Below are 22,129 nucleotides of genomic sequence, written 5' to 3' on the forward strand. Positions count from 1 at the left end.
CGCCCTGGTGAGCGGGCCGGACGGACCGGCTCCGACCGGCCGGCACGGCACCGGTACTCTGCGGTACGCCGTCGAGGATCCCCGTCAGGAAGGCAGTCCCACCCGTGACCGCGATTCACCAGGGCCGTAATCGCAGGGCCGCGCTGGCGAGCGCGATGTGCGCGCTGATGGTGACGGGGGCGGCGCTGACGGGGTGCGGCGGCGAGGACCCGGACGCGGGCACCAACGGGGTCGGCAAGCTGTCCGCCGGCCAGATCCAGCGCAAGACCCGGGCCGCCGCCGAGTCCGCCGATGCCGTACACCTGCACGGGTCCGTGGTCACCAGCGGACGCACCTACAAACTCGACATGCGGCTGAAATCCGAGGGCGGCACCGGCTCGGTCACCTCGCAGGGGACCACGTTCCGGCTGCTGCGGGTCGGCGAGCAGCTGTTCCTCAAGGCCGACGCCGGTTTCTGGAGCCACGACGGCGACGCGGACACCGCCGCGGCCGAGAAGCTGGCCGGCAAGTACGTGAAGGTGCCGCAGGGCGACCCCTCGTACAAGAAGTTCAGCGGTTTCACCTACAAGGACGTCCTCCTGGACGGCCTGCTGACCCTGCACGGCAAGGTGGAGACCGACGGCCGGCACGAGCAGGCCGGGGTCCGCACCATCCGCATCACCGGTGACCGGGGCGCCGGCGGCACGCTGGACGTCTCCTTGGAGGGCACGCCGTATCCGCTGCGCCTGGTGCGGGCCGGCAGCGCGGGCACGCTCGGCTTCTCCGACTGGGGCCGGGACTTCCCGCTCCAGGAGCCGGCGAAGGACGAGACCCTCGACTACGGCGGCCAGCTGCCCCGGTCGTAGCGGGCCGGCGGCGGCCGGAGCCGGGGGATCAGCGCCGCTTGCGCCGCTTGAGCAGCAGCCGGGGCAGCGCCGCGGGCACCGGCCGGCGCGTCGTCGCCGGCGTCGGCACCGGCGCCTCGGCCAGGGAGCCGTCGGGCAGCGGCCGGGTGGTTCCCGTGGGCTCCAGGCGCAGCACCCGGCACTCGCGGGCCCACCGCTGCGGCATCGCCTCGCCGTCGGGGGCGTTGAGCCGCTTGCCCTTGAGCTCGGCGACCGCCGCCTGCCACGCCTCGGAACCGGACGCCAGTTCCACCACCGTCGCCGTCCAGGAGACCAGCCGGCCGCCCTTGTCCTTGCTGCGGACCGTCACCTCGGCCGTGGTCCCGTCGGCCAGTCCCGCCAGCGGCTGCTCGCCCGGGCCGTCGCCGACCACGCACGCCGCGCCCTCGTGCCAGACGTGCCACAGCGCACGGGCCGGGCCCGCCGGTCCCTTGACCCAGACGAGGCCGGACTTCTTGGTGGCCTCCTCGATGAGGGCCTGGTCGAGCAGCTCGCTTGTCATGGGCCCAGCCTAACCAGGCGTCCTCACAGCCAGCCGTTGCGCTTGAGCGTGCGGTGGATGCCGAGGCAGATGGCGACCGTGACGCCGAGGACCAGCGGATAGCCGTAGCGCCAGTGCAGCTCCGGCATGTGTTCGAAGTTCATGCCGTACACGCCGCAGACCATCGTGGGCACGGCGATGATCGCGGCCCACGAGGTGATCTTGCGCATGTCCTCGTTCTGCGCGACGGACGCCTGGGCGAGGTTGGCCTGGAGGATGGAGTTCAGCAGTTCGTCGAAGCCGACGACCTGCTCCTGGACCCGGGCCAGGTGGTCGGCGACGTCCCGGAAGTACTTCTGGATGTCGGGGTCGATCAGCCGCATCGGACGCTCGCTCAGCAGCTGCATGGGGCGCAGCAGCGGCGAAACCGCCCGCTTGAACTCCAGCACCTCGCGCTTGAGTTGGTAGATGCGGCCGGCGTCCGTGCCGCGCGGGGCGCCCTTGCGGCCCGGGGAGAACACCTCCGTCTCGACCTCGTCGATGTCGTCCTGCACCGCGTCGGCGACCGCGATGTAGCCGTCGACGACGTGGTCGGCGATGGCGTGCAGCACGGCGGAAGGGCCCTTGGCGAGCAGCTCCGGGTCGTCCTGGAGGCGGCGGCGCAGGCCGCGCAGCGAGCCCTGCCCGCCGTGCCGGACGGTGATGAAGAAGTCCCGTCCGGTGAAGCACATCACCTCACCGGTCTCGACGACCTCGCTGTTGGCGGTGAGCCGGGCGTGGTCGACGTAGTGGATCGTCTTGAAGACCGTGAACAGCGAGTCGTCGTAGCGCTCCAGCTTGGGCCGCTGGTGGGCCTGGACGGCGTCCTCCACGGCCAGCGGGTGCAGCCCGAACTCCCGTGCGATTCCCGCGAATTCGTCCTCCGTGGGCTCGTGCAGGCCGATCCACGCGAATCCGCCGTCCCGGCGCACCAGGCGCATCGCCTCCTGCGGGCCGAGCGGAGCGCCGGTCTCCACCCGCCGGCCGTCGCGGTAGACGGCGCAGTCGACGACCGCGGAGGCCGTCGCGGGGTCACGGGTGGTGTCGTACGTGCCGGTTTCCTTGCGCAGCGAGACACGGGACGACGGACGCACGACGGCACGCAGGTCACGGATCATCGACATGGCAGGCTCCTTCGCGACGGGCAGCGAGCGGCGCCGGCGACGGGTGGAACTACCCGGAATGAGGACGTCCGCACCAGGGTCTCCCGCCCTTCGGGCAGGAGGATGTTTGGCGCGTCCACAAAGCGGGGAGCACCGCACCGTCGCGGTGGCGGCAGGTCACTGCTGATGGCTACCGATGGCTACGGATTCAGCTACTGACGCGGACCAGAGGGGACTGGACCGATCAGGCAAAACGAGACGAAGTGCTCTTCCGCGTGAAGGCGCGAGCGCAAGAGGCGGCGGCCGGCCAAACCGGGTCGGGCCGGCGGAACCGGAGCGGCTGCATCAGCGGCCGGAAGAGCGGGTGGTACTGCACGGTCGACTTCGATCCATGACAGCCCCACCTCCTCCGGCCGGTCCCTCGTGAGGGACGATCCACACCCCTGTAGGGGTTCCCCGTAGGGGAGATTTCATCTGCGCCGGGGCCTGATACCGGACGCTTCTGCGTGCGGCCCCGAACCACCGGCCCAGAGTATCAGCCACCCGGTGTGTCAAGGTGCCGCTTTGCCCGCCGCCGACGAGTTCTATGCTCGCCGCATGGCAGATGTTCTCCCTCTGGTCGAAGCCCGGTTGCGTACGGCGCTGGGCGAGCCGGACGCCCGCGCGGCGGTCACCTTCCTCGGCACGGACCGCATCGAGGTGCTCCGCTTCCCCGGCTCCGGCCCCGAGGGGGACATCGTGCGCTACGCCACGCTCGGCATGTCGGCGCACCCCATGACGGACCCCACGGCGATGCTCGCCGACCCGGTCAAGGGCCCCCGCGCCGAGCTGGTCCTCTCCGTGCGGGCCGGGCAGGCGGACACCGACAAGGTGCTCCGCCCGCTCGCCGTCCTGGCCGCCTCCCCGCAGGTGGAGGGGCTGGTCGTCACTCCGGGCGCCTCCCTGGACGTCGGCGAACCGCTGTGGCCGGGCGCCCCGTTCACCTCGGTCCTGGTGGCCGAACCGGGCGGCCTGGTGGAGGACCTGGAGCTCGACGCCCCCCTGGACCCGGTGCGCTTCCTGCCGTTGCTGCCCATGACGCCGAACGAGGCCGCCTGGAAGCGGGTGCACGGCGCCCAGGCCCTCCGGGAGCGCTGGCTGACGCACGGCACGGACCTGCGGGACCCCTCCCGCCGGTCCGTGCCGCTCGAGTGACCGATCTCACCGAAGAAGAGCCCGGCGGAGGTCAGTTGGCGAACGCCGATACTCCCTCCCCGGCCGCGTGCTCCGGCTCCGCCCCCTCGGCTCCGTGGCCCAGCGCCCGGCGCCGTACGGCGACCACGGCCGCGCCCGCCAGCGCGGTGACGGCCGCCACCGCGAACGGGACGTGGACGTCGGTCCACTCCTCGATCTTCGGCGCGAGGTACGGGGCGGCGGCCGCCGCGAACCAGCGCACGAAGTTGTAGCCCGCGCTCGCCACCGGCCGCGGCGCGTCCGAGACGCCCAGGGCCAGCTCGGTGTAGACGGTGTTGTTCACGCCGATGAAGGCACCGGACAGGATCGTGCAGACGACGGCGGTGGTGTGGTCGCCGTACCCGAGCACGAGGACGTCGGCGGCGAGCAGCACCAGCGAGCCGCCCAGCACCCTCAGCGAGCCGAACCGCTCCTGCATCCGCGGTGCCACGATCACCGAGAAGACGGCGAGCAGCACGCCCCAGGCGAAGAACACGGCACCCGACTTGTACGGCGTCATGTTCAGCACGAACGGCGTGAAGGCCAGCACGGTGAAGAACGTGTAGTTGTAGAAGAACGCCGAGACCGCGGCGGAGGCCAGCCCGCCGTGGCCCAGGGCCCTGACCGGGTCCAGCAGCGAGGTCTTGCGGGCCGGCCGGGGCTGCTCCCTCAGGAACGCCGTGATGCACAGGAAGCCGACGGCCATCAGGAAGGCGGTGCCGAAGAACGGGTAGCGCCAGCTGGCGTCGCCGAGCAGCGCGCCCAGCAGCGGGCCGCAGGCCATGCCGAGGCCGAGGGCCGACTCGTACAGCAGGATCGCCGCGGCGCTCCCGCCCGCCGCCGCCCCGACGATGACCGCGAGGGCCGTCGACACGAACAGCGCGTTGCCCAGTCCCCAGCCGGCCCGGTAGCCGACCAGCTGGCCGACCGTGCCGGAGGTGCCCGACAGGCCCGCGAAGACCACGACGAACGCGAGGCCGAGCAGCAGGGTCTTGCGCCCGCCGATGCGGCTGGAGACGAACCCGGTGACCAGCATCGCGAAGGCGGTGATGAGGAAGTAGGAGGTGAACAGCAGGGAGACCTGGCTGGCGTCCGCGTCCAGTCCCTTGGCGATGGACGGCAGGATCGGGTCGACGAGTCCGATGCCCATGAAGGCGACGACGGACGCGCCGGCGGTCGCCCACACCGCCTTGGGCTGCTTCAGGACGCTGCCGGCTCCCGCGTCGAACGGGTCCATGCTTGGCTCCAATCCCGACCGGTCCCGAGGGGCGGGCAGACGGTCGGCGCAGAAGGTTACACAGATGGTTGGTGTATACACATAGTAATTTAGAGCTGCTAACTAATGCAAAGTGCATCTAGTTGTCCGGCGGGCGGTTCCGCCGCCGCTCCCACCCCCCGGACGGGTGATCGTCCTTGACGCGGCGGGACAGGGGGAGGACCGTGGAGCCCTATGAGGGGCGAACCCAGTTGCCCGAAGTGCGGTGGCCGGGTCAGGGCTCCCGGCCTCTTCACCGATTCGTGGCAGTGCGATGCGCACGGCTCCGTGTATCCGCTGCAGCCCGTGGTCCCGCCCAGCGTCGAGGCCTTGGGCGTCGTGGTGCACCGCACCCAGGTGCCGGTGTGGATGCCGTGGCCGCTGCCGGTCGGCTGGCTGTTCACGGGCGTGGCCTGCGCGGGCGACGACCGCAGCGGGGGGCGCGCCACGGCGGTGGCCTGCTCCGGCCCCGGCCCCCTCGGCGGCATGGGAGAGCTGATCCTGGTCGCCGAGGAACTCGGTGTCGGTCTCGGCGCGCGGTACGCGGGCATCGACGGCCCGGACCCGGGGCCGTACATGGACGTCGGGAAGCCGGCGCAGGCCAAGGTCCTGGCCGGCGGCCGGCCGACCCCGCTCTGGCACGTCTCCGGCGCCCCGGCCGACCGCGCCGTCTTCGCCGGCGAGGCGCTCGGCATGTGGTTGTGGGCCGTCGTGTGGCCCGAGCAGTCGGGGCTGCTGATGTACGACGAGCTGGTGCTGGCCGATCTGCGGGACGCCGGGGCCGAGGTGGAGCTGGTGCCGTGCGGGGCGCTGTCCCCCCGGCTGATCGAGCCATGACGGAGTGCGCGGCGGTGTAGGGGGCGTGCGGGTGATTCGGGTGTGACAGGGGCGAGTGGGAATCCGGTTATCCTGGAGCGTCCCCTTCCGTACCGTCACCGCCTGGAGTCAGCGTCGTGCGCATCGATCTGCACACCCACTCCACCGCGTCCGACGGTACCGACACCCCGGCCGAGCTGGTGCGCAAAGCCGCCGCGGCCGGTCTGGACGTCGTCGCGCTGACCGACCACGACACCACCCGCGGGCACGCCGAGGCCGCCGCCGCGCTGCCCGAGGGGCTGACGCTGGTCACCGGGGCCGAGCTCTCCTGCCGCCTCGACGGCGTCAGCATGCACATGCTGGCCTACCTCTTCGACCCCGCGGAGCCGGCCCTGCTGGCCGAGCGCGAGCTGGTCCGGGACGACCGGGTGCCGCGGGCCAAGGCCATGGTCGCCAGGCTCAACGAGCTGGGCGTGCCCGTCACCTGGGAGCAGGTCGCGCGCATCGCCGGCGACGGCTCGGTCGGCCGCCCCCACGTGGCCTCCGCCCTCGTCGAACTCGGCGTCGTGGCGACCGTGGGCGACGCCTTCACCCAGGAGTGGCTGGCCGACGGGGGACGGGCCTTCGTGGCCAAGCACGAGACCGATCCCTTCGAGGCGATCCGGCTGATCAAGGGGGCCGGCGGGGTCGCGGTGTTCGCGCACCCGGCCGCCGCCAAGCGCGGCCGTACGGTCCCGGAGTCCGCGATCGCGGAGATGGCCGCCGCCGGGCTCGACGGCATCGAGGTCGACCACATGGACCACGACGCCGACACGCGGGCGCGGCTGCGCGGGCTGGCCAAGGAGCTCGGGCTCCTGGTGACCGGCTCCAGCGACTACCACGGCAGCCGCAAGACCTGCGGGCTCGGCGAGTACACGACGGACCCCGAGGTGTACGGGGAGATCACGCGGCGGGCGTTCGGGGCGTTCCCGGTGCCGGGGGCCGGCGGAGCCTGAGGCCCGCCCCGCACGTCCACGTCAGTACGTCCCTCCCGGACTCCCCGTACCACTTCACAAGGCACACCCATGTTCGACGTCGCCGTCTTCGGCTCCCTCTTCCTCACCCTTTTCGTCATCATGGATCCCCCCGGGATCACCCCGATCTTCCTCGCGCTGACCGCCGGACGGACCGCCAAGGTGCAGAAGCGGATGGCCCTGCAGGCCGTCTGCGTCGCGGGCGGCGTCATCACCGTGTTCGGCGTGTTCGGGCACCGGATCCTCGACTACCTGCACGTGTCCGTGCCCGCGCTGATGATCGCGGGCGGGCTGCTGCTCCTGCTGATCGCGCTGGACCTGCTCACCGGCAAGACCGACGAGCCCAAGCAGACCAAGGACGTCAACGTCGCGCTCGTGCCGCTGGGCATGCCGCTGCTGGCCGGTCCCGGCGCGATCGTGTCGGTCATCCTCGCCGTGCAGAAGGCCCACACCGTCACCGCGCAGGTGTCGGTGTGGGCGGCGATCCTCGCCATCCACGTGGTGCTGTGGCTGGTGATGCGCTACTCGCTGCTGATCATCCGGGTCATCAAGGACGGCGGCGTGGTGCTGGTGACCCGGCTCGCGGGCATGATGCTCTCCGCCATCGCCGTGCAGCAGATCATCAACGGGCTCAGGCAGGTGATCCAGGGCGCGTGAGGCCCGCGACGGCGAAGCCCCCGTACGGCATGTCCGTACGGGGGCCCGGCGTCGTACCGCGGTCGTGTGCGGTGCGGTGGTGTGCGGCCGTGTGCGAAGGCTCCGCGCTACGAGGCCGAGGTGTCGGCCGGGCGGATCCACAGGCGCTGTCCGATGGCGGCGGCCTGCTGGACGATTCGGTTGACGGAGGCGGCGTCCACGACCGTGGTGTCGACGGGCGTACCGTCGACGTCGTCGAGTCGCATGACTTCAAAACGCATGTGTGCCTCTCCCTTCGTCTGGTCATCCTCCGAGGAGAACTACTGGTGAAGGACCGGGGGCAGTGGTGTCCCCGGTTCCGTTCATAGTCAACATGCCCTGTGTTACGAACATTCCCTACGCTAAAGAAATTTTTCGAACAACTAATTACTGATCGGTAAGCGTCCGGGTGCGGACCGGACAGTCACGCGGCGGGACCGATCGGGACCGGTTGTGTTCGCAGCGTGACGGCCAGGACAATGGAGGTGATGAACGACGACCTCGCGGCCCTCAGCGCCCGCATCGACCGCACCAACGAGCTGCTGCAACGCATGCTCGCCGAGGTGGCGAAGACGCCCTCGACCCATGCGATCTTCGTCGACGCCGGTTACCTCTACGCGGCGGCGGGACGGCTGGTGGCCGGGACGGAGGACCGCCGGGCCTTCGACCTGGACGCCGAGGGGCTGATCGAGGCGCTCATCGACCGGGCCCGCACGATCTTCGCGGACAGCAGGCTGCTGCGGGTCTACTGGTACGACGGCGCCCGGCGCCGCATCCACACCACCGAGCAGCAGTCCATCGCCGAGCTACCGGACGTCAAGGTCCGCCTGGGCAACCTCAACGCCAACAACCAGCAGAAGGGCGTCGACTCCCTCATCCGCTCCGACCTGGAGTCACTGGCCCGGCACCGCGCCATCAGCGACGCGGCCCTCCTGGGCGGCGACGAGGACCTGGTGTCGGCGGTCGAGGCGGCCCAGGGCTTCGGCGCCCGTGTCCACCTGTGGGGCATCGAGGCCCCCGAGGGCCGCAACCAGGCCGAACCCCTGCTCTGGGAGGTCGACAGCCAGCGCACCCTCGACCTGGACTTCTTCAAGCCCTACGTCTCCCGCCGCACGGCCTCCGCCTACGAGCCGGCCGGCGCGGCCCGGCCGGCCCGCGAGGACGTCCGCTTCGTCGGCGCGCAGATCGCGGCCAAGTGGCTGGCGGCCCGGGGCAGGGACGCCCTGGTGGAGCTGCTGCCCGGCCACCCCTACCTCCCCGGCTCGGTCGACCAGGACCTCCTGGTGGAGGCGGAGGGCCTGCTGCAGTACTCGCTGCGCGGCCAGGCCGACCTGCGGCGGGCGCTGCGGGACGGGTTCTGGGACCACCTGCAGACGCAGTACTAGGTTCTTTCGTTTGGATCAGGTCGGATCAGGCCCCGCGAGCCCGGCATGATCCGAACGAGAGGCCTAGGGCCCGCCGTTCGGGCCGGGGCACGGGAAGGCGACGTTGCCGGTCGGCGCCGGTGAGCCGGGTCCGGCGCGTGCGGCCGCCGGGCGGCGCGGAGCGTCGGCGGGGGACGACCGGGCGGCGGATGCGCGTGCCGGACCCCGCGTCCGCGGCACGATCCGAACGACGGACCCCCGGCGGCCGGGCCTACCGGCTCGCGGCGGCCGTCCGCGGACGCGGTACGCCGTCCCAGAAGTCGGCGAGGGCACGCGCGGTCGGCAGGGGCCGGTCCGTGTTGGGCGAATGCTCGGCACCGGGGACCACGGTCCGGCGCGCCCGCAGCCGTACGGCCATGTCGTCCAGGAGCGGCACCGGCCAGGTGTCGTCGCGTTCCCCCGACACGACGTGGAACGGCAGCGGCACCGCGGCGAGCTCGGCGACCCGGTCCGGCTCGGTGCACAACTGGCGTCCCGTGGCGAGCAACTGGGCGGGCCGGGTGCCCAGCCAGCGCAGCCGCAGCCGCGCCTCGTCGGCGGCGCCGCGGGCGGGACCGCCGGCCTCCTCGGGCGGGCCCATCGCCTGCATGGTCTCCCAGACCTCCTCCATCGTCATCACGGCGAGCGCGTCCCGCAGCAGCTTCACGCGCTGCTGCTGGGAGACGGAGATCCGGGCCGGACCCGAGGAGACGAGGGTGAGGGAGAGGAAGGGGGAGTGGTCGAGCAGGACGGCCGCGCGGGCGATCTGGCCGCCGAGGGAGTGCCCGAGCAGATGCACGGGCGTTCCGAGCGCGGCGGCCTGCGCGAGGACGTCCCGCGCCAGTTCCCGCTGGGCGTAGGCCGCTTCGTCGTGCGCGGGCCCGTCGGACTCGTACTGCCCCCGCCCGTCCACGGCGACGGTGCGGTAGCCGCGCGCCGCGAGCGGCTCGTGCAGCAGGGTGAAGTCCTCCTTGCTCCCGGTGAACCCCGGCAGCATCAGCGCCACCCCCTTCGGTTCGGCGTCGCCGGCCACGGGTGACTCGACGACGGCGAACTCGCCGCGCGCCGTCCGCATCCGGTACGTGCGCGCGTTCGGCGGCGGGGTGAAGACGGCGTTCCTGCTCACGGGCAGAGCGTATCGGGCGCCGCGGTGGCCCGTACGCCGCCGGCCCGGCCCCGCGCGAGGCGGGACCGGGCCGACGGGAAGCCGGGGGATCAGCCCTCCACGGACTCCACCGGCTGAGCGGTGCCGGCCGTGGCCTTGCGGGTCCGGCGGACCTTCGGCTTCGCCTCGGCCGCGTCCCCGGGGTCGGCAGCCGCCGCGGCCTTGCGGGTCCGGCGCCGCGGCGCGGCCTCCGGCGCCTGCGCCACCTGCGCCGGGATGCCGGCGGTGACGGTCTCCGCCTCGGCGGTGGCCTTGCGGGTGCGGCGGCGCGGCTTGGCCTCACCGGTTTCCGTGCCCTCGGCCGCGTTGTCGGTGGTGGTTTCGGTCTTGGCGGTGGTCTTGCGGGTGCGGCGGGGCTTGGTGGCTTCGGGGGCCTCGCCGGCCTGCGGGGTCTCCGCCTCGGTGGTGGTCTTGCGGGTGCGGCGGCGCGGCTTGGCGGCGGGTGCCTCCTCGGCCGGGGCCGCCTCCTCGGCCGGGGCCGGGGCCACGGGGGCCTCGCCGGTCTGCGGGATCTCCGCCTCGGCGGTGGCCTTGCGGGTGCGGCGGCGCGGCTTGGCCTCACCGGTTTCCGTGCCCTCGGCCGTGTTGTCGGTGGTGGTTTCGGTCTTGGCGGTGGTCTTGCGGGTGCGGCGGGGCTTGGTGGCTTCGGGGGCCTCGCCGGTCTGCGGGGTCTCCGCCTCGGTGGTGGTCTTGCGGGTGCGGCGGCGCGGCTTGGCGGCGGGTGCCTCCTCGGCCGGGGCCGCCTCCTCGGCCGGGGCCGGGGCCACGGGGGCCTCGGTCGCGGGAGCCTCGACGGCCGGTGCCTCCGCCGGCTTGCGCGTGCGCCGGCGGCGCGGCTGCGCCGGAACCTCGGCGGTCTCGGGGGCCGGGTCCACGGTGGCCTGTGCGGCGGGGGCCTCGGTTGCCGCCTCGGCGGCAGCCGGAACGGCACCTTCCCCGGTCGTCGCCGCCACCGGCTGCTGCGTCGGCGCCCCGTTGCGGGTGCGGCGCCGGCGGCGCAGCGTACGGGCCGGCTTGGCGGCGTCCGCCTCCGTCGTACCCTCCGGGTCGCCGGCGGTCACGGCGTCCTGCGCCGCGGTTCCGGCGGTCGCGGCGTCCAGCGGTGCCCCGCCGCGCGTACGGCGACGTCGGCGCGGCGTACGCGCGGAACGCTCGTGGTCGTCCGAACGGGAGTCGCCCCGGCCGCCCCGCTCGGCCCGGTCACCGCGCTCGCCCCGGCCGCCGCGTCCGCGGCCACCGCGGCCGCCCGGCTCGCCGAGGTCCTCCAGCTCCTCCGCGTCCAGACCGGCACGCGTGCGCGCCGAACGCGGCAGGACGCCCTTGGTGCCCTCGGGGATGCCGAGGTCGGAGAAGAGGTGCGGGGAGGTGGAGTACGTCTCCACCGGGTCGTTGAAGTCCAGCTCCAGCGCCTTGTTGATCAGCTGCCAGCGCGGGATGTCGTCCCAGTCGACGAACGTGATCGCCGTGCCCTTCGCGCCCGCGCGGCCCGTACGGCCGACGCGGTGCAGGTAGGTCTTCTCGTCCTCCGGCGACTGGTAGTTGATGACGTGGGTCACGCCCTCGACGTCGATGCCGCGCGCGGCGACGTCGGTGCAGACGAGCACGTCCACCTTGCCGTTGCGGAAGGCGCGCAGCGCCTGTTCGCGGGCACCCTGGCCGAGGTCGCCGTGGACCGCGCCGGCGGCGAACCCGCGCCGCTGGAGCTGCTCGGCGATGTCGGCCGCCGTCCGCTTGGTGCGGCAGAAGATCATCGCCAGCCCTCGGCCCTCGGCCTGCAGGATGCGGGCGATCATCTCCGGCTTGTCCATGGAGTGCGCGCGGTAGACGAACTGCTTGATGTTCGCGACCGTGGCGCCCTCGTCGTCCGGCGCGGTGGCGCGGATGTGCGTGGGCTGCGACATGTAACGGCGGGCCAGCCCGATGACCGCGCCCGGCATGGTCGCCGAGAACAGCATGGTCTGGCGCTTGGCCGGGAGCATGCCGATGATCTTCTCGACGTCGGGCAGGAAGCCCAGGTCGAGCATCTCGTCGGCCTCGTCGAGGACCAGGCACTTGATGTGCTTCAGGTCCAGCTTCTTCTGGCCGGCGAGGTCCAGCAGGCGGCCCGGGGTGCCGACGACCACGTCGACGCCCTTCCTCAGGGCCTCGACCTGCGGCTCGTACGCCCGGCCGCCGTAGATCGCGACGACGCGCACGTTGCGCACCTTGCCCGCGGTCAGCAGGTCGTTGGTCACCTGGGTGCACAGCTCGCGCGTCGGGACGACGACGAGGGCCTGCGGGGCGTCGGTGAGGTCCCCGGGCTCGGCGCGGCCCGCCTCCACGTCGGCGGGGACGGTCACGCGTTCCAGGAGCGGAAGGCCGAAGCCCAGCGTCTTTCCGGTGCCGGTCTTGGCCTGGCCGATGACGTCCGTGCCCGTCAGGGCCACGGGGAGCGTCATCTCCTGGATGGGGAAGGGGGTGGTGATGCCGACGGCGTCCAGGGCCTCGACGGTCTCGGGGAGGATTCCGAGGGATCGAAACGTCGTAGTCAGGGTGCTGCCTCTTCTGTGTGCGCGGCGCGAGGCGAGCGCGGGGGTCGTGTCGTGTGACCGTGCCGGGGACGCCGGCCGCCCACGCGGGCGGGCCGTTGGCACGGGACCACAGCCGACGCTCTAGCGCTCGAACCGCTGAGGGTCCCCCCTCCGGTCGCCGTACGCGCGGTGTTGCCGTACGGCCGGAGAGGGCTGTCGGGTCGGAGCCGATCGGGCCACCGACCGGGCATCCTCATACGTGCGGCCCGCTCCATACATGACGTACGCGACGCGTACTCGACGTACTTGTACGTCACCTACTCGGCAGGCGCATTACCACCATACCCCGGATTCGCGCACACGCGATGGCCGATTTGGTCACGTAGTCGTCGTCACACTGATCGGCCGGGGCCTTTCGTGCGACGGAGGGCGGGCTATTGTGCGCTTCATGACGAGCTCTGACAAGCCTGGCAACGCAGCAGACGCCCCCGCCGAACCCACCGGGAGCACCGGAGCCACCGGAGTCGCGGCCCTGGACTGGGGCACGGCCGCCGCCGACCCGCACTACCGTGCCGCGGTCGTGGACCTGCTCGGCGCGCTCGCGTACGGGGAGCTCGCGGCGTTCGAACGGCTCGCGGAGGACGCCAAGCTGGCGCCGACGCTGGAGGACAAGGCGGAGCTGGCGAAGATGGCGTCGGCGGAGTTCCACCACTTCGAACGGCTGCGCGGCCGACTCGCCGAGATCGGCGAGGAGCCCACGGCGGCGATGGAGCCGTTCGTCGCCGCCTACGAGGGGTTCCACCGGCAGACGGCGCCCTCGGACTGGCTGGAAGGCCTGGTCAAGGCGTACGTCGGCGACTCCATCGCCAGCGACTTCTACCGCGAGGTCGCGGCCCGGCTGGATTCCGACACCCGCTCCCTGGTGCTCGCCGTGCTCGACGACACCGGCCACGCCACCTTCGCCGTGGAGAAGGTGCGCGCGGCGATCGACGCCGATCCGCGCGTGGGCGGGCGCCTGGCGCTGTGGGCGCGGCGTCTGATGGGTGAGGCCCTGTCGCAGTCCCAGCGGGTGGTCGCGGACCGGGACGCGCTGTCGACGATGCTCGTGGGCGGCGTCGCGGACGGCTTCGACCTCGCCGAGGTCGGCAGGATGTTCTCCCGGATCACCGAGGCGCACACCAAGCGGATGGCGGCCCTGGGACTGGCCGCCTAGGACCGCTTTCGCGCGGCCCGGTCGCGGGCCCTCCGGGCGCCGCGCGCCGTCCGGTCCCCTCCCGGGCCGCCGCCACCGGCGGCCGGTCAGGCGGTCGCCGACCGGCGGCGGACCCTCCCCTCGGGGCGCAGCAGCAGCGACAGCGAGGCCAGGGAGACGGCCGCCGCCCCGAGGAGCACCACCGGCAGGTTCCCGGCGTCCAGCGCCGTGTGCGTGACGAACGCCCCGAACAGCGCCCCGGCGGTTCCCGTCGGCAGGACGAGGACGCGGGCCGGCAGCCGGTGGGGCAGGCGGTGGGCGGCGGCCCCGGCCAGGATCAGACCGAGGATCGCGGAGCTGAGTGCTTCCAGGAGCATGTCGGGGTCCCTCCCACACGGCCGGCCTGCCCAAAACGGTCGTATGCCGTCCTACCCCTGACCTGCGGAATCCAATCCCCACCTGTGGAGGGCGTGTGCTCCGGACGTGTGTTCCGGACGTACGGCCCGAACGTCCCCGCGTCCACGCGCGACGACGGCGGGGCCCGGCGATCCACGGATCGCCGGGCCCCGCCGTCGTCGCGTCGCGGCTACAGCGCGCCGAAGCCCACCTTGCGCGGAGTCGGCTCGCCGATCTCGACGTATGCGAGGCGGTCGGCCGGGACCAGCACCTTGCGGCCGTGCTCGTCCACGAGGCTCAGCAGCTGCGCCTTTCCGGCCAGGGCGTCGGCCACCACCCGCTCGACCTCCTCGGCGCTCTGACCGCTCTCCAGAACGATCTCGCGGGGCGCGTGCTGCACGCCGATCTTGACCTCCACGGCTATGTCCCTCCGACGGTCAGTGAAGTGCGCGACCTTCCGCGCCGTACCCAGCACACATTAGCCCGCGTGAGCGTGGCGTACGCTCCGCCCGGGAACGCCACGAGCGAACACGGGCGAACAGGCGGCGGGGACAAGGGCCCGGTGAGCCCCGTCAGTGGTGCTGCTCGCTGCCGTGCAGCGGGAAGCCCGCGATGCCCCGCCACGCCAGCGAGGTCAGCAGCTGGACCGCCTGGTCGCGCGGCACGCTGCGGTCGCTGTGCAGCCAGGAGCGGGCCACCACCTGAGCGAGGCCCCCCAGGCCGGACGCGAGCAGCATCGACTCCGCGCGCGAGAGGCCGGTGTCCTCGGCGATGACGTCGCAGATCGCCTCCGCGCACTCGTTGGTGACCTTGTCGACGCGCTCGCGCACGGCGGGCTCGTTCGTCAGGTCCGACTCGAAGACCAGGCGGAAGGCTCCGCCGTCGTCCTCGACGTACGCGAAGTAGGCGTCCATCGTCGCCCGGACGCGCTGCTTGTTGTCGCTCGTCGACGCCAGCGCGTTGCGCACGGACTGGATCAGGGACTCGCAGTGCTGGTCCAGCAGGGCGAGGTAGAGGTCGAGCTTGCCCGGGAAGTGCTGGTAGAGCACCGGCTTGCTGACGCCGGCGCGCTCGGCGATGTCGTCCATCGCGGCCGCGTGGTAGCCCTGCGCCACGAAGACCTCCTGCGCGGCGCCCAGCAGCTGGTTCCGTCGGGCACGGCGCGGCAGGCGCGTGCCCCGCGGGCGTACCGCCTCTGTCTGCTCGATGGCTGTCACGCCGCCTCCCAAAATCGTCCACTCGCGGTGTGCGCCGCGCCGCCATCGTACTTTTCGGTAACCGTGGTGTGCGCGGTGCGGGCGCAGGATTTCACGTACCGGACGGTGACGAAAGCCGCGCGGAAGGTTTCAAACAAGTTCAGACCGGGCAAATATCAGGCCCTTTCCTGCTCGGCGGCGCCTTCCGCCGCTCCTGTCACCGGTCACCCGGTCCCTCCCGGCCGCCCCGGGGGAGCCGGGCCGCCGGTCACCGGGTCACGCGGGTCACCGGTAGTCGTCCTCGTCGAGGGTGACGATCCGGGTCTGCTCCATCAGATCGGCCTCGCTGGCGCGGTCCGGGTCCACGTCGGTCAGTGGGTCGTCGCGCTCGGGTGCGATGTCCGCGTGCTGCTCGGCGGCGTCGACCTCGGGGGCCTCGACACCGAACTCCCGGTCGTCCCGGGTCTCCTCGTCCTCGAAGGTCTCGGGGTCGGTGGGGTCTACGGCCATGGTGGGCTCCCTTTCTACGAACGTCCCTGAACACATGCAGGGGCCACATGCGGGTGCCCTCCCTACGAGCCTAGGAGACACCCGGTCCGGACGCTATGCGATCTGCTTGCGAACCGTGACGGAGCGCTGCGACGCCGGTTCGCCGTCGCCGTCGCCGTCCGTCACGGTACGTCACGGTGGTTCCTTCGCCCCCGCACTTCTCGTGTACCTCTTGTATGCGCAGGTACGGCCACTCCATGCGCGGGAGCGCCCGCGCGGGGGGCCGGCTGTGAGGGCGAACACATGAACCGCTGTGTGATCATCTCGTAACATTGCCGCATGTCTTCGACCGAGCTGCCCTTCGTGCCGCCCGCCAACGCGCTGTCGGAGGCGGCCGCCCTCAGGGTCGAGGAAGGCGAACGGCTCAGGTCGGTCCGGCTGCCCGGGATCACGCTGACGATCCGGTCGAGGCAGCCGGCGCGCGAGGGGCTGCCGCCCGCGCTCTACGTCCACGGCCTCGGCGGTTCCTCGCAGAACTGGTCGGCGCTGATGCCGCTGCTGGACGACGTCACCGCCAACGAGGCCCTCGACCTGCCCGGCTTCGGCGACTCCCCGCCACCGGACGACGGCGACTACTCGATCACGGGGCACGCGCGCGCGGTCATCCGGTACCTCGACGCGTGCGGACACGGCCCCGTGCACCTGTTCGGCAATTCGCTCGGCGGCGCCGTCGCGACCCGCGTCGCCGCGGTGCGGCCCGACCTCGTGCGCACCCTGACCCTCGTCTCGCCCGCGCTGCCGGAGATCCGGGTCCAGCGCTCCGCCGTGCCGACGGGACTGCTGGCGCTGCCCGGCGTGGCCGCGCTCTTCACGCGGCTCACCCGTGAGTGGACGGCGGAGCAGCGGGTCCGCGGTGTCATGGCGCTGTGCTACGGCGATCCCGGACGGGTCACGCCCGAGGGGTTCCGGCACGCGGTGGAGGAGATGGAACGGCGGCAGCGGCTGCCGTACTTCTGGGACGCGATGGCGCGCTCCGCGCGGGGGATCGTCAACGCCTACACGGTCGGCGGCCAGCACGGGCTGTGGCGGCAGGCCGAGCGGGTCCTCGCGCCGACCCTGCTCGTGTACGGCGGCCGGGACCGGCTCGTCGGCTACCGCATGGCCCAGCGGGCCGCCCGCGCCTTCCGCGACTCCCGGTTGCTGACCCTGCCGGACGCGGGACACGTGGCCATGATGGAGTATCCCGAGACGGTGGCCACGGCGTTCCGCGAATTCCTCGCGGACACCGGGAAGTCGGCGGCCGGTACGGATACACGCAGGGCCGCGGACGGCGCGCCCGCCAACGAGAAAACGGGAGGCTGAGGCGCGACGTGGGACGCCACAGCCGCCGCGGACCGGCGCCCGAGGGCGACGCCGCGGACACAGCTGAAGTACGGGAGAGCGGGCCGGGGCGGCCGGGTGCCGGACAGTGGCCGGGGCCGGACGGCGCGCCGGGGCCGGGGACGGGCCGCCGGCGGATGCCCGGACCGCAGACGGATGGACGGACGCCGCCGAGGGGCGGGCCGCCGGGGTACGCGGGGGCGCGCCTTCCGGACGGGACACCGGCGCACGGGGTGCCCCGCGTCCCCGGCGGCACGCCGGCGCACGGGGTGCCGCACCCGGCGGGAGAGGGCACGCCCGCGGGGGGTGTGCCCCGCGTCTCCGGCGATACGCCGGCGCAGGGTGTCCCGCAGGTCCGCGGCGGCCACCCCGAGCAGCATGAGGACGGGGGCGGCTGGGGCCGGTCGAGCGGGGCGCGGGGGCGGTCCGCGGGTCCCGGCGCTCCCACGGGTCCCGGCCCGGGCGCCGCCTTCCCGCGGCAACAGGGGCGGGGACGGCGGTGGGCGGACCTCGCGGGACCGCGGCAGGACTACGTGGACGCCTTCGCCTCCGGCGAGGACGACGACGCCTCCGCCACCCGCCCCCACGGCCGTACCGGCGCCTTCGCGCGGACCGCCGGCCCGTACGCCTCCGCCACCGACCGGGACTTCGGCCGGACCGGCGGTGCCGGTGCCGCGTACGGCACGGACGGCGCGCCGCCCACCGGCGGGCCCGCCGCCAGGGACGGCAAGGGGCGGACCCTCGTCGGCATCGCGGCCGCCGTCGTCGCCATCGTGCTCGCGGTCGTCGTCGCCGGCCAGGTCGCCGAGGGGCGGGACGGCCGGGGCACACAGCCGCGGTCCGCCGGTGACCGGACGCGGGAGGTCCGCGATCCCGCCTCGCGCACGGACGGGCGGCCGACGCCGCCGGTGTCCGCCGAGGCGTCGCCGTCGACGTACGAGCAGAAGATGGACGAGAAGTACCCGCTCAGCGCCACGCTGGAGGGCCCGGGCACGTTCGACGCGGTCCCGGGCGTCGACAGGGCGCCGGGCAAGGGACGGAAGCTCGCCTACCGCGTGGACGTGGAAGAGGGGCTCGGCCTGGACGGCGAGCTGTTCGCGCAGGCCGTGCAGAAGACGCTCAACGACGACCGGAGCTGGGCGCACGGCGGCGCCCTCACGTTCGAGCGCATCCACTCCGGGCACCCCGACTTCGTGATCACCCTCGCCAGTCCCGGGACCACCGCCGACTGGTGCGCCAAGTCGGGCCTGGACACCACCATCGACAACGTGTCCTGCGACTCGGCCGCCACCGAGCGCGTGATGATCAACGCCTACCGGTGGGCGCAGGGCTCGGAGACGTACGGCGACGAGATCCACGCGTACCGGCAGATGCTGATCAACCACGAGGTCGGCCACCGTCTCGGGCACTCCCACGTGACCTGCGACAAGGACGGCGAGCTCGCCCCGGTCATGCAACAGCAGACCAAGTTCCTCGACCCCCGCGAGGGCATCCACTGCCTCCCCAACCCATGGCCGTACCCGGGCGGCTGACGGGCGCCGGCGAGCGGACGGACCGGCCTGCGGCACTCCGTGACCGCTCGGCCTCCTAGCGCGGCGGAACGTCTCCCGCACCGAAAAGTTACGGCCGTTCACCCCTTTCGGTGGCGCGACGGACAACCGTCCGCCGCGCCACCGCCATGTCCGCATACGTTCGTCCCGCTGCGGGCCGCCGGACCAACGGTGGCTCCTCACATGGGAGATCGGGGGTGCACACGTGCGCATCGGACTGCTTACGGAGGGTGGTTACCCGTACGTGAGCGGTGGCACCGGGCTCTGGTGCGATCGACTCGTGCGCGGGCTCGCGCAGCACGAGTTCGACCTCTACGCGCTCAGCCTCAGCGAGCGCCAGGAGGACGAGGGCTGGGTTCCGCTGCCGCCCCGGGTCAGCCGCGTGCGCACCGCACCGCTGTGGGGCACCGAGGACGACGGGGTGGTGTACGGGCGGCGCGCGCGCCGGCGCTTCGCCGAGTGGTACGGCGAACTCGCGGACGTCCTGTGCGCGGGTGGCGCCGTCCAGGACCCGCCCGGCGCCTGCGGGGATCCCGCGACCTCCCAGGCGGACCGTTTCGCCAGGGCGCTCTACGGTCTCGCCGAACTCGCCCGCGACGAGGGGGGCCTGGCCGGCGCGCTCCGCTCCGACACCGCCGTACACGCGTTGGACCGCGCCTGCCGCGCACCCGGTGCGACGCGCCCCGCTCGCGAGGCGCGCGTGCCGGACCTCCTCGCCGTCGCCGCGCATCTCGAACGCGCCCTGCGCCCCCTCTCGCTCGACTGGTACGGGCACGACGGGCTCGGCGCGGTCGACCTGTGCCACGCGGCCTCCGGCGGGATCGCCGCCCTGCCCGGCCTGCTCGCCCGGCACCTGCGCGGAGTGCCCCTGCTGGTGACCGAGTACGGCGTGCACCTGCGTACGCACTACCTGACCGCCCAGGAGTCCCCCCCGGCCGTACGGTCCCCGCTCGCCGCCTTCCACCGCCTGCTCGCCGCCGAGACCTACCGGCGGGCCGCCCTCGTCACCCCGGGCGACGCGCACGCCCGCCGCTGGCAGGAGCGCTGCGGAGCCGACCGGGCCAGGATCCGCACGGTCCACCCGGGCGTGGACGCGTCCCCCTTCGCCGAGGTGGGGGAGGCCCCGGAGCGCGCGGACGCGCACACCCTCGTCCGGGTCGGCCGCATCGAGCCCGCCAGCGGTCTGGTGACCCTGCTGCACGCCTTCGCCGGGATCCACGAGGAGGAACCGAGGGCCCGGCTGCGGATCATCGGCTCCCCCGCCGGGCCCGGGGACGCGGCCTACCTCCGCCACTGCCGTGAGCTCGCGGACCGGCTCTTCCCCGCCGCGCCGCGCCGCCCGCGCGCGGGCGGCGGCGACCCGGTGGCGTTCGGGGAGATCGGCGGACCGGAGTTCCCGACGCCCGCCGACGCGTACGCCGCCGGGGCCCTGGTCGTCCCCTCCAGCGCGGTCGAGGACTTCCCGGCCGGCCTGGTCGAGGCCATGCTCTGCGGTCGCGCGACGGTCTCCGCGGACGTCGGCGCGGTGGCGGAGGTCGTCGGCGGCACCGGCCTCGTCGTCCCTCCGTGCGATCCGCGGGCGCTCGCCGAGGCGTGCGTGACGCTGCTGCGCGACCCCGAGCGCCGCGTGCGCCTGGGCGGCGCCGCCCGCTCCCGCGCCCTCGAACTGTTCACCGTCGAGCGGAACACCGCGGCGTTCCACGGCATCTACCTGGAAATCGCCTCGCGCTCCCCGGTCCGCCGCGTCCTCCTCGACGACGCCGGCGAACCCCGCCCGTTCGCCACCCCGGCCGAGGCCCACCTCCTCGGCCACCGGACCGGCTCCGCCCTTCCCGCGGCGGACCGGGGCGGCCCCCGCTGGGCCGCTTGCCCACCGGTCGCCGTCGAGGGGGCGCGATGAGCGACCCCGGCGGACCGAACCGCTCCGGCGCCCCGGGCCACCCGGCCCTCCTGGATCACCCGAGCTCCTGGGGCGACCGCTCGGGGCAGGGCCCGGACGACCGCCGCACCCCGGGCGCCCGGCCGGCCGGCGACCGCGCCACCGCCCCCCGCCGCACCTCCGCGGACCCGGTGAAGGCACTGATGGACCACCACCGGGCCCTGTGCGAACGGGCCGTGGACCCGCTGGAGATCGCCGCGGGCCTGGAGGCCCACGGCATCACGGACCGGACCGCCGCGCGCTTCCGCCACCGGGACGTCTTCTCCCTCGCGGAGGAGATGTACGCCCGCACCCCGCGCGCCGGTGCCGCCGGCCCGCCCACGGTCCCGCCGCCCCGGGCACCCGCCGCCTGGCTCGCCCGCACCCTGCTGCCCGGTGCCCTGTGCGCCGCGACCGTCATCGGCCTCCACCTCACCCACGGCGGGCCGCGCCTGACCACCGCCGTCGTGGGTGCCCTCACCATCGGCCCGGCCGCCCGTGCGGCCGTCCGCCGGGGACCGCTCCGCGTCCCCGGCCGGTCGCGGCCCGCCGGACTGTGCGCCTGGTGGCTCGTCGGCTACGCCCTCCTCGGCGAGGGACTGCTCCGCGCGGCAGTCGCCGGAGGACCCGACGGCCTGCCCACCGGCACCGCCGACGGCCCCTGGCCGGTCACCACCGCCCCGTTCCTGGCCCTCGCCCTGGCCTGCGCGCCCGCGGCCTGGACGGCCCACCTCTTCGCCAGGGGGGCACGCCGCGGACTGACGGCCAGCCGCGGCCTGGACGACTTCGCCGCCACCGTGCGGCCCCTGCTCCTGGGCGCCCTCGCCGTGTTCCTGGCCGCCCTGACGCTCCTGCTCACCCTGACGGGCGCGGTCCTCGGCGAACCCGCCGCGTACCCGCAGGCGCTCACACTCGGCGCCCTGCTCCTGCTCGCCCGTCTCCTCGCCGTCCACGGCTTCACCCACGCCCCCGCGGTCGTCCTCGCCGTCACCGCCACGGCCCAGGCGACCGCCGTCGCCCTCCTCTTCGCCGCCCGCCTCCCCGGCTGCGACGCCCTGGCCGCCCCGGTGGAGGCCCTGATCACCGCCTGGGGACCCGCCGCGGTCCCCGTGACGACCTGTGGCGCCGGCGCCCTGGCGCTGTTCGCCCACGCGATCCGCCGCCTGGCCACGGCATCGGCCCACGCCCGGACGGAGCTCCCGTGCTGAGGACATCCACGGGCGGAACGGTCCAGGCCCGCACAGCCGCCCGCGGCGGACGGGGGAGGCGCCGCAGGGCACCCGCCCGCGGTGGCCGGCACGCCGGCCCGGGCGCCTCTGCGGACGGCCGGTTCCGCTCCGTCCCGACGACGTACCTCCCCCGGCACGACCCCGCACCACCCCTTTTAGGAGAACCCCGCATGACGACCCCCGCCCTCCCCGCCCCCCTGGCCGTCCTTTGGGGGGCCGCCCG

General features: G+C 73.8%; 21 protein-coding genes. 11 read left to right on the forward strand and 10 right to left on the reverse strand.

Going from position 1 to position 22,129, the window contains the following annotated elements; all coding sequences use genetic code 11:
• The first annotated feature begins 104 nt into the window (after positions 1 to 104).
• On the forward strand, positions 105 to 845 hold the full coding sequence (locus ACSU6Z_RS19305) for a hypothetical protein (RefSeq protein WP_437047284.1): 741 nt from the start codon (positions 105 to 107) through the stop codon (positions 843 to 845).
• A 28-nt stretch (positions 846 to 873) separates the two neighbouring features.
• Here the strand turns inward: ACSU6Z_RS19305 and ACSU6Z_RS19310 are convergent, their stop codons facing one another.
• Both ACSU6Z_RS19310 and ACSU6Z_RS19315 read right to left on the reverse strand, forming a co-directional pair.
• Positions 874 to 1,386, reverse strand: a complete 513-nt coding sequence (locus ACSU6Z_RS19310) for a hypothetical protein (protein WP_437047286.1) — start codon at positions 1,384 to 1,386, stop codon at positions 874 to 876.
• A 23-nt stretch (positions 1,387 to 1,409) separates the two neighbouring features.
• Positions 1,410 to 2,528: a magnesium and cobalt transport protein CorA gene (locus ACSU6Z_RS19315; RefSeq protein ID WP_437047288.1), complete on the reverse strand. Its 1,119-nt coding sequence runs from the start codon at positions 2,526 to 2,528 to the stop codon at positions 1,410 to 1,412.
• A 576-nt stretch (positions 2,529 to 3,104) separates the two neighbouring features.
• Here ACSU6Z_RS19315 and ACSU6Z_RS19320 point away from each other — a divergent pair.
• Positions 3,105 to 3,701, forward strand: coding sequence for a suppressor of fused domain protein (locus ACSU6Z_RS19320; RefSeq protein ID WP_437047289.1), 597 nt, complete (start codon positions 3,105 to 3,107; stop codon positions 3,699 to 3,701).
• Positions 3,702 to 3,732: 31 nt separating this feature from the next.
• On the opposite strand, the gene ACSU6Z_RS19325 is transcribed toward ACSU6Z_RS19320, so the two are convergent.
• Entirely contained in the window at positions 3,733 to 4,956 is a 1,224-nt protein-coding gene (locus ACSU6Z_RS19325; RefSeq protein ID WP_437047290.1) for an MFS transporter, read from the reverse strand.
• A 213-nt stretch (positions 4,957 to 5,169) separates the two neighbouring features.
• On the opposite strand from ACSU6Z_RS19325, the gene ACSU6Z_RS19330 reads away from it, so the two are divergent.
• The 3 genes from ACSU6Z_RS19330 to ACSU6Z_RS19340 all read left to right on the forward strand — a co-directional run bounded on the left by ACSU6Z_RS19330 (position 5,170) and on the right by ACSU6Z_RS19340 (position 7,460).
• A complete protein-coding gene (locus ACSU6Z_RS19330; protein ID WP_437047292.1) occupies positions 5,170 to 5,811 on the forward strand; it encodes a DUF6758 family protein in 642 nt (213 codons plus the stop codon).
• A gap of 116 nt (positions 5,812 to 5,927) precedes the next feature.
• Positions 5,928 to 6,785 (forward strand): PHP domain-containing protein, encoded by an 858-nt coding sequence (locus ACSU6Z_RS19335; RefSeq protein WP_437047294.1) that lies wholly within the window; start codon positions 5,928 to 5,930, stop codon positions 6,783 to 6,785.
• A 69-nt stretch (positions 6,786 to 6,854) separates the two neighbouring features.
• The gene (locus tag ACSU6Z_RS19340) at positions 6,855 to 7,460 is read left to right on the forward strand and encodes a MarC family protein (RefSeq protein ID WP_437047295.1); all 606 of its coding nucleotides are present in this window, start codon (positions 6,855 to 6,857) and stop codon (positions 7,458 to 7,460) included.
• A 107-nt stretch (positions 7,461 to 7,567) separates the two neighbouring features.
• Here ACSU6Z_RS19340 and ACSU6Z_RS19345 read toward each other — a convergent pair whose 3' ends face one another.
• Positions 7,568 to 7,720 (reverse strand): hypothetical protein, encoded by a 153-nt coding sequence (locus ACSU6Z_RS19345; RefSeq protein WP_216724727.1) that lies wholly within the window; start codon positions 7,718 to 7,720, stop codon positions 7,568 to 7,570.
• A 237-nt stretch (positions 7,721 to 7,957) separates the two neighbouring features.
• Between ACSU6Z_RS19345 and ACSU6Z_RS19350 the strand changes: the two genes are divergently transcribed.
• Positions 7,958 to 8,863: an NYN domain-containing protein gene (locus ACSU6Z_RS19350; protein ID WP_437050392.1), complete on the forward strand. Its 906-nt coding sequence runs from the start codon at positions 7,958 to 7,960 to the stop codon at positions 8,861 to 8,863.
• Between the two features lie 250 nt (positions 8,864 to 9,113).
• On the opposite strand, the gene ACSU6Z_RS19355 is transcribed toward ACSU6Z_RS19350, so the two are convergent.
• Together ACSU6Z_RS19355 and ACSU6Z_RS19360 are read right to left on the reverse strand one after the other, a co-directional pair.
• Positions 9,114 to 10,007, reverse strand: a complete 894-nt coding sequence (locus ACSU6Z_RS19355; RefSeq protein WP_437047296.1) for an alpha/beta fold hydrolase — start codon at positions 10,005 to 10,007, stop codon at positions 9,114 to 9,116.
• Positions 10,008 to 10,096: 89 nt separating this feature from the next.
• Positions 10,097 to 12,484, reverse strand: coding sequence for a DEAD/DEAH box helicase (locus ACSU6Z_RS19360; protein WP_437047298.1), 2,388 nt, complete (start codon positions 12,482 to 12,484; stop codon positions 10,097 to 10,099).
• A gap of 520 nt (positions 12,485 to 13,004) precedes the next feature.
• Between ACSU6Z_RS19360 and ACSU6Z_RS19365 the strand changes: the two genes are divergently transcribed.
• Positions 13,005 to 13,769 (forward strand): ferritin-like fold-containing protein, encoded by a 765-nt coding sequence (locus tag ACSU6Z_RS19365; protein WP_437047300.1) that lies wholly within the window; start codon positions 13,005 to 13,007, stop codon positions 13,767 to 13,769.
• 86 nt (positions 13,770 to 13,855) lie between these two features.
• On the opposite strand, the gene ACSU6Z_RS19370 is transcribed toward ACSU6Z_RS19365, so the two are convergent.
• The 4 genes from ACSU6Z_RS19370 to ACSU6Z_RS19385 form a co-directional block, all read right to left on the reverse strand.
• Positions 13,856 to 14,125, reverse strand: coding sequence for a hypothetical protein (locus ACSU6Z_RS19370; RefSeq protein ID WP_437047301.1), 270 nt, complete (start codon positions 14,123 to 14,125; stop codon positions 13,856 to 13,858).
• Positions 14,126 to 14,334: 209 nt separating this feature from the next.
• Positions 14,335 to 14,562, reverse strand: a complete 228-nt coding sequence (locus ACSU6Z_RS19375; RefSeq protein ID WP_437047302.1) for a DUF3107 domain-containing protein — start codon at positions 14,560 to 14,562, stop codon at positions 14,335 to 14,337.
• A 154-nt stretch (positions 14,563 to 14,716) separates the two neighbouring features.
• On the reverse strand, positions 14,717 to 15,361 hold the full coding sequence (locus ACSU6Z_RS19380; RefSeq protein ID WP_437047304.1) for a TetR/AcrR family transcriptional regulator: 645 nt from the start codon (positions 15,359 to 15,361) through the stop codon (positions 14,717 to 14,719).
• Between the two features lie 264 nt (positions 15,362 to 15,625).
• Positions 15,626 to 15,850, reverse strand: a complete 225-nt coding sequence (locus ACSU6Z_RS19385; protein ID WP_437047306.1) for a hypothetical protein — start codon at positions 15,848 to 15,850, stop codon at positions 15,626 to 15,628.
• Positions 15,851 to 16,168: 318 nt separating this feature from the next.
• On the opposite strand from ACSU6Z_RS19385, the gene ACSU6Z_RS19390 reads away from it, so the two are divergent.
• The 4 genes from ACSU6Z_RS19390 to ACSU6Z_RS19405 all read left to right on the forward strand — a co-directional run bounded on the left by ACSU6Z_RS19390 (position 16,169) and on the right by ACSU6Z_RS19405 (position 21,885).
• Positions 16,169 to 17,191, forward strand: a complete 1,023-nt coding sequence (locus ACSU6Z_RS19390; RefSeq protein ID WP_437047308.1) for an alpha/beta fold hydrolase — start codon at positions 16,169 to 16,171, stop codon at positions 17,189 to 17,191.
• Positions 17,192 to 17,199: 8 nt separating this feature from the next.
• Positions 17,200 to 18,741, forward strand: coding sequence for a DUF3152 domain-containing protein (locus ACSU6Z_RS19395; RefSeq protein ID WP_437047309.1), 1,542 nt, complete (start codon positions 17,200 to 17,202; stop codon positions 18,739 to 18,741).
• Between the two features lie 223 nt (positions 18,742 to 18,964).
• A complete protein-coding gene (locus ACSU6Z_RS19400) occupies positions 18,965 to 20,659 on the forward strand; it encodes a DUF3492 domain-containing protein (protein ID WP_437047311.1) in 1,695 nt (564 codons plus the stop codon).
• Positions 20,656 to 21,885 (forward strand): hypothetical protein, encoded by a 1,230-nt coding sequence (locus tag ACSU6Z_RS19405; RefSeq protein WP_437047313.1) that lies wholly within the window; start codon positions 20,656 to 20,658, stop codon positions 21,883 to 21,885. Before ACSU6Z_RS19400 ends, ACSU6Z_RS19405 begins: the two co-directional genes overlap by 4 nt.
• Positions 21,886 to 22,129 lie beyond the last annotated feature (244 nt).

The organism is Streptomyces sp. enrichment culture (genome assembly GCF_964273145.1).
GTDB lineage: Bacteria > Actinomycetota > Actinomycetes > Streptomycetales > Streptomycetaceae > Streptomyces.